We start from the raw sequence: 6,407 nt of genomic DNA on the forward strand, positions 1-6,407 counted from the left end.
CCTTGTTGCAGTTGAAGGAACAAGCTTCAATATACCAATGTCACGGCAACCGTGGTAAGCCCAAGCACCAGATTTATGGCCACCCATTTGCGAATCTTGGCCATTGCGGCCCCGGCAACCGGCCAGTCTGCCCCCGCCACCGCACGGGCGAATTGCGGATACAGCCGAAAGCGTACGGCCAGGAAAATAATCAGCATGATCAGGCCCAGCACCGACATGATGTGCCAGTCAAGCGGCATGCTGAACCCGATACCGGCTTTCGATGCAGAACGTGCAGCGTTACCGATCATCCAGATGCCCGTGATAATGGCCAACGGCGCAAGCCACAGCAACGCCTTGAAAAACCGCCCCAACACGTTGCACAGCAAATTCAGGCGCACTGGCGGGTCGAGCTGTGCAGCCACAGGCCGCAAGAAACAATGGGCAAATGCCATGCCGCCCACCCAGACAATGATGGACAGGACGTGCAAGGTTTTAAGAATGGCATACAGCATGCGGGCTCCGTTTAAGTAATGGTGGCGCTACATAGTCGGCCCTGAAATATTCATTTTGACCAACAATCTATCGTCGACTGGTCGCTAATGATACAACCGCAACAGGGTTGTGATGAAGTCGCGTAGTCATCAAACGCATTGAATAAAACTAACCCAGCCCCTCCATGACCCCTACGTTAATGACATAGCCCCCGACCACCAGAAAAACAAACAAAGCTGTCGCCAATAGCATGGGGCGCAACCCTGCCTCACGCAAAAAACTTACGCGCGTCCGCAAGCCTAATGCAGCCATGGCCATCGCCAACAATACGGCATCCAACTGCACAATGAGGGCTACCCACGCTGCAGGAAGTATCTGCAATGAATTCAGTCCGACCATCACAATAAACAAGGCGGCAAACCAAGGGATGACCACGCGTCTACCCTGCGCTGATGGGCGGGTCACGAAAGCCGATAAGATCAAGAGAAAAGGGGCTAAAAACATGACCCTAATCATTTTTTCAATGACCGCCGTTGAAGCAACAGACTCGTTTACAGCGACGCCTACCGCCACGACTTGCGCCACTTCATGAACCGTTGAGCCCACGAAGACACCGAAAGCCTGATCCGTCATGTTCAAAACGGGATATAGCCATGGATAAGAAAACATAGCCAACGTGCCAAATATAACGACTGTCGCCACGGCCACTGTCACTTTATGAGCCTGCCCTTTTACGACAGACTCGGTTGCAATGACTGCAGCTGCACCACAAATGGCACTACCGGCACCAATCAGCATGGCCGTTTGTCTATCCAATCGCAATAAACGACCCAATCCCAAAGCCAACCCAAAGGTCAACCCGACCATAAGCACCGCAATCACCACGCCGCTCCAACCAATCTGGATCATTTCCTGGATGGTAATTTTGAACCCGAATAAGACAATCCCGACCTTGAGCAACGTGCTTTTTGAAAAATCAACACCCGCCGAGACCTGCTTGGCCATATGGGGAAAAACGGTATTACCCACGACCATCCCCAGGATAATCGCCAGTGTCAGCCCGCTTAACCCCATGGTGTTAGCCCAAGCCACCTGCGCGAGCCCTACCCCCGAAATCGCCAAAATGGCGGTCAACAGTAGCCCGGCGAACATTTCAAGCAGGAATAACGGAGCGTACGATATCTGCAGGCATCTGCCCCGCCAACACTTGAATTAAGTTATCAGCCGCACGCAACTCAATCGCCAGACGCACACGTGCCACCGCAGAACCAATATGCGGGGTCAATACGGTATTGTCAGCGACCAACAAGACCGGATTAATATAAAGAGGACGGTCGGCCAGTCGCCAATCTTCCATTTCGTAGACATCGGCCGCATAGGCCCCTAACTGACCACGCTGCAAAGCACGTGCTACGGCAGCCTCGCATACCACTGAGCCCCGTCCGATATTCACCAGAACCTGCCCCGGCTTGGCCTGAGCTAATGCCGCGTCATCAATGAGATAACGGCTTGTATCAGTCAAGGGTACGGCCAGAATAAGGTAGTCGGCTTGTGTCATTGCGGTGGACAGCGCGACCTGAACGACACGCTCATCGACGTTATAGGGATCAACTCCCAAAATTTGGGCGCACCCGAAACCCTGTAAACGATCCACAATCGCCCGTCCGACGGCACCCAACCCCACCACAGCCACGACAGACTGATGCAAACCCGTTCCGTACAGTACGGGGCGCCAACCTTCATACTGGCCCGTACGGACAAAATCATCACCAGGTTTAATATTGCGTGCTGCTGCGATCGCCAAACCAATCGCTAACTCGGCGGTCGGTTCTGTTAACAAATCAGGCACAAACGATACGACCACACCGGCCTGCTCACAGGCCTGCAGATCAAAGTTGTCATACCCCTTCAATGCACATGCAATGGTTTTCAAACGGGGGGCATGACGTAACACTTCTGCGTCGACACGATCTGGCATAAATGCCATCATGGCTTCGGCATCGACCAGGTGCTGATACAGTTCCGCCTGAGTCCAAGGCGCAGGCCCAGTATTCATGACCACCTCACCCACACTTTGTAGTGTGCGTAAAACTTCAGCATGCACGGGCTGAGTCACCACAATTTTCTTCGACATATCAAATCTTTTCTTATTCAAATAAGACCCCACCTCATCTCGACGCAGGGTCGGTCTGAAGTCTTACTTCAGGTTCTTACGTAACCAGCCACCCAAGCTATCGACCACAATCACACAGGCCAAGATAGACAACAGGATCGCAGACACTTCGGAGTACTTGATCAGGCGCAAGGCTGCCATCAGTTCAAAACCAATCCCGCCTGCACCGACGATCCCCAAGACCGCTGAGGCCCGGAAGTGATATTCCCAACGATAAATTGTGATGTCGGCCAATTGGGGTAACACTTGCGGCAATACAGCATGTGTAATGATCTGAAAACGACTTGCCCCTGCAGCTGCTGCGGCCTCCATGGGTTTAGGGTCCACATGCTCTATCGCCTCGGCATAAAACTTGCCAACCATACCGGTCGAATGCAGCGCCAGTGCCAGCACACCAGGAAGCGCCCCAAAGCCAACGGCCGCCACAAAAATAATGCCTAGAATAATTTCAGGCACTGACCGAAAGGCCGCCAACACAACCCGCAAAGCACGCCCTACCAACGGATGGGGTGTCGTATTAGGCGCTGCCAACAATGCCAGGGGCAGCGACAAGACAACCGTCAAAGCGGTACCGGCCACCGACATCGCCAACGTGTCACGTAAAGGAATAACCCAATGTGGCCAACGTGAAAAATCAGGCGGAATCATTTCTGATCCCAGCTGGTGCATCGCGGGCGCACCATCGATGAAACGCTGGGCATCAAAAAACCCTGTAATGCCCAATGCCACCAGACAACACAACACGATCAGCATCACCAGCATGAACGTACGCTGGTTACGCTGGCGGTCAACCGCCAGCAAATGTGCATATTTCAAGGTATCTGTTGTCACTTCATTGTCCCGATATCAAGATTAAGGACTTTGGCTGTTTCACGCAGCACGTCGTAAGCCTTATCATCAGTCGCAGCAAATGCCTCGACACGGAAGCTCTTCAAAACTTCCGGATCTTTCATTTCTAAAAAGGCACTACGAATTTTTTGTTTCAACGCTGGGTCCAAATTGTCTTGCATCACCATCGGGTAGTTTGGAATCGGCGCACTCAAATCCAGCTCAACAATTTTTGTCGGATCAATCGTACCTTTAGCAATCAAGGCCTCCAAAATAGGCTTTGACAACCCACCGGCGGGTACCTGCCCTGTCTGTACTGCACGCGCTACCGCGTCGTGCGTTCCCAAATGTACAGGACGATAATCCTTCTCGCCGTCCAGGCCTACTTTCGTCTGAATGTGCGCGCGTGGCGCCAAATGGCTGGACGTCGATGCTTGGTCGCCAAAACCAAAAGACTGACCACGGATATCTTCCAAGCGCTTCACTGGCCCATCCACATTGGCAATCATGACAGATTGATATGTCGGTGAACCGCGCTCAACACCGACGGCAAAAGGCTCGATCTTGGGGGCTTTACTCTTTGCTAAAACATACGAGAAAGGACCAAAGTAAGCGACTTCAATACGCCCAAAACGCATTGCCTCAATCATGGACGAATAATCTGTCGTCACAATAATTTCAATGTCTTTATTCAAAGTTTTTTCAAGATACTGCTTCAGCGGTTGTGCATTCTGAATCAGCGTTGCAGCGTTTTCGTCTGGCAACAGCGCAACGCGCAAGCGGTCTGGGTTTTTGGCCTGTACAGCGCTCGATAAAGGCAATGCAACCGCAAAAAAGCCAGCCACAACCGCTTTCAAAACATGACGACGTTTCAACATAAAATTCTCCTGAATAATCAAGCCGCGCACAGGGCGGGGATATCTAGATGGGTTTCGGGCGCGTCATGACTCACGTTCCCGGTGTAAAGTCTTTGAATATCAGCGTCGGTTAAAGCCGCGGGTTTGCCGTCAAAAACGACGCGCCCCTGACTCAACCCAACAATCCGATCCGCAAATCGTTTGGCAAAATCAATCTGGTGCAAACTCACCACAGCAGTGAGATGATCGGTTTTGCAAATATCGTGAAGCAGCTGCAAGACGCTTTCAGCGGTATGGGGATCCAGACTAGCAACAGGCTCATCAGCCAGCATCAGGCGGGGCTGCTGAATCAAGGCACGTGCAATTCCAACGCGCTGTTGCTGCCCGCCCGACAAGGCATCAGCCCGTGTCAACGCCTTGTCAATCAAACCTACACGGTCAAGTGCACTCAGCGCTTTTTCTTTATCGTCCTTGGACCACGGCGCAAGGGATCGCAAACTGCTGCGCGTTGCCAACAGGCCCATCAAGACATTAGCCAAAACGGTTTGACGCCCAATCAAATGATGTTGCTGGAACACCATGCCCGTACGGCGACGATGCTCGCGCAGGGCACGTCCACCCGACAATGGGTGATCGATATCGTGCAATAGCAATTCACCTGCCGTGGGTCGTACCAAACCATTCAGGCTACGCAGCAGTGTTGACTTACCCGCGCCAGATGCCCCAAGCAACACAAGAAACTCACCTGGGCGAATCGTCAAAGAGGTAGGCTGAAGCGCCTGATAGCCATTGCTATAAACCACGGCAAGACTTCTGGTCTGCAAGAGCCATGAGGACGATGGGGAAGCAGTCATTAAGGTCACCTTTCAATTCGTTGGTCTACACATTGCCAGTCAATTATCGGCAGCTGTATCTCAGACATTGGGCGACAGTATGATCAAATGCTATTTCACCAATATGTACGTTTTACATTGAATAATTTAGTTATCTATAGATTTCATCTATGTCTGGAACCTCACTTATCGCCGCCCTCAAAGCCTTCGATGCCACAGCACGAACAGGCACAATCACCACAGCAGCACGGCAACTGGGGCTGCGTCAGCCCACCGTATCGGCTCATATCATCAGACTGGAATCGGAATATGGGGTCGAACTCTTCTATCGCCAAGGCCGACGGCTGGAGTTAACGCAGTTTGGCAACGCCCTACTTGAGCATACGCAAAGGTTATTCAGTGCAGAACAAGATGCGCAATCTTTGCTGATTGCGGCAAAAACCAACTATCGTGGCACGCTGAATTTACATGCCATCGGCCCGCACAACATCACCCCCATCATCAAAGCCTACCGTGCGCGGTATCCTGGGGTACATATCAGTGTGACTGTGGGAGACTCGCAGTCCATAACGCAACGCATTCTGAACTACGAGGGTGATATTGGTCTTGTACTCAATGAAATAACGGACCCACACATTTTCTGTCTGCCTTATCGGGCCCAGAAACTGGTGATCTTCGCCCCCACCGATCATCCGTTAGCCAAGAAAAAGAGCCTGCGGTTTACCGATTTAAATGGCCAAGAGTTCGTGATGCGGGAGCAAGGTTCAGGCACCCGCAAAGCGTTTGAAGATTCGCTCAGTGCCAAGAACATTCAGATTAAAACCGGCGTTGAAATGCGAAGCCGTGAGGCCGTGCGCGAGGCTGTTATCCAAGGCTTGGGGCTTGGTGTAGTCGCGAATACCGCGTATCAACCCTGCCCTGACCTCGTGCAGCTTGATGTTGAAGGATTCAATGCCCATACGTTCACACGACTGATCTGTCGGGTCGAACGCAGAAACTCACCCTTAATTGCTCATTTTTTGCAGACGGCGCAGGAAGTCTTGGGTTGAACTGCCCCCCTGTTCATCAAGATTGAGGACGCTAAAACATAATGATGGGCTGAAAGTTTGAGGTGCTGGCTTTTCATCATTAAAGGGGGACAGCGACATTCATTAGACTTGTTTTTGCGAAGAAACACGTTTAATGGAGGTAATGTCGATGTCTCCAATCGATTCTATCCTAGGGATTCCGGGTTTAGTTATT

Annotated in this window: 7 protein-coding genes; 1 reads left to right on the forward strand and 6 read right to left on the reverse strand. The window is 51.8% G+C overall.

Annotation, left to right across the window (positions count from 1 at the left end; genetic code table 11):
- Nucleotides 1-26: 26 nt before the first annotated feature.
- The 6 genes from GTU67_RS11610 to phnC all read right to left on the reverse strand — a co-directional run bounded on the left by GTU67_RS11610 (nucleotide 27) and on the right by phnC (nucleotide 5,186).
- Nucleotides 27-494: a CopD family protein gene (locus tag GTU67_RS11610; RefSeq protein WP_185780228.1), complete on the reverse strand. Its 468-nt coding sequence runs from the start codon at nucleotides 492-494 to the stop codon at nucleotides 27-29.
- 148 nt (nucleotides 495-642) lie between these two features.
- Nucleotides 643-1,626: a YeiH family protein gene (locus tag GTU67_RS11615; RefSeq protein ID WP_185780229.1), complete on the reverse strand. Its 984-nt coding sequence runs from the start codon at nucleotides 1,624-1,626 to the stop codon at nucleotides 643-645.
- 1 nt (nucleotide 1,627) lies between these two features.
- Nucleotides 1,628-2,608 (reverse strand): NAD(P)-dependent oxidoreductase, encoded by a 981-nt coding sequence (locus tag GTU67_RS11620; RefSeq protein ID WP_185780230.1) that lies wholly within the window; start codon nucleotides 2,606-2,608, stop codon nucleotides 1,628-1,630.
- Nucleotides 2,609-2,671: 63 nt separating this feature from the next.
- Complete coding sequence (gene phnE / locus GTU67_RS11625; RefSeq protein WP_221893356.1) at nucleotides 2,672-3,463, reverse strand: phosphonate ABC transporter, permease protein PhnE; 792 nt, start codon at nucleotides 3,461-3,463, stop codon at nucleotides 2,672-2,674.
- 11 nt (nucleotides 3,464-3,474) lie between these two features.
- On the reverse strand, nucleotides 3,475-4,353 hold the full coding sequence (phnD, locus tag GTU67_RS11630) for a phosphate/phosphite/phosphonate ABC transporter substrate-binding protein (RefSeq protein ID WP_185780232.1): 879 nt from the start codon (nucleotides 4,351-4,353) through the stop codon (nucleotides 3,475-3,477).
- Between the two features lie 17 nt (nucleotides 4,354-4,370).
- Nucleotides 4,371-5,186 (reverse strand): phosphonate ABC transporter ATP-binding protein, encoded by an 816-nt coding sequence (gene phnC / locus GTU67_RS11635; RefSeq protein ID WP_185780239.1) that lies wholly within the window; start codon nucleotides 5,184-5,186, stop codon nucleotides 4,371-4,373.
- A 149-nt stretch (nucleotides 5,187-5,335) separates the two neighbouring features.
- Here phnC and GTU67_RS11640 point away from each other — a divergent pair, with 149 nt between their 5' ends.
- On the forward strand, nucleotides 5,336-6,214 hold the full coding sequence (locus tag GTU67_RS11640) for a LysR substrate-binding domain-containing protein (protein WP_185780233.1): 879 nt from the start codon (nucleotides 5,336-5,338) through the stop codon (nucleotides 6,212-6,214).
- Nucleotides 6,215-6,407: the final 193 nt, after the last annotated feature.

It is taken from the genome of Pusillimonas minor, assembly GCF_014237865.1.
Taxonomy (GTDB): domain Bacteria; phylum Pseudomonadota; class Gammaproteobacteria; order Burkholderiales; family Burkholderiaceae_B; genus Neopusillimonas; species Neopusillimonas minor.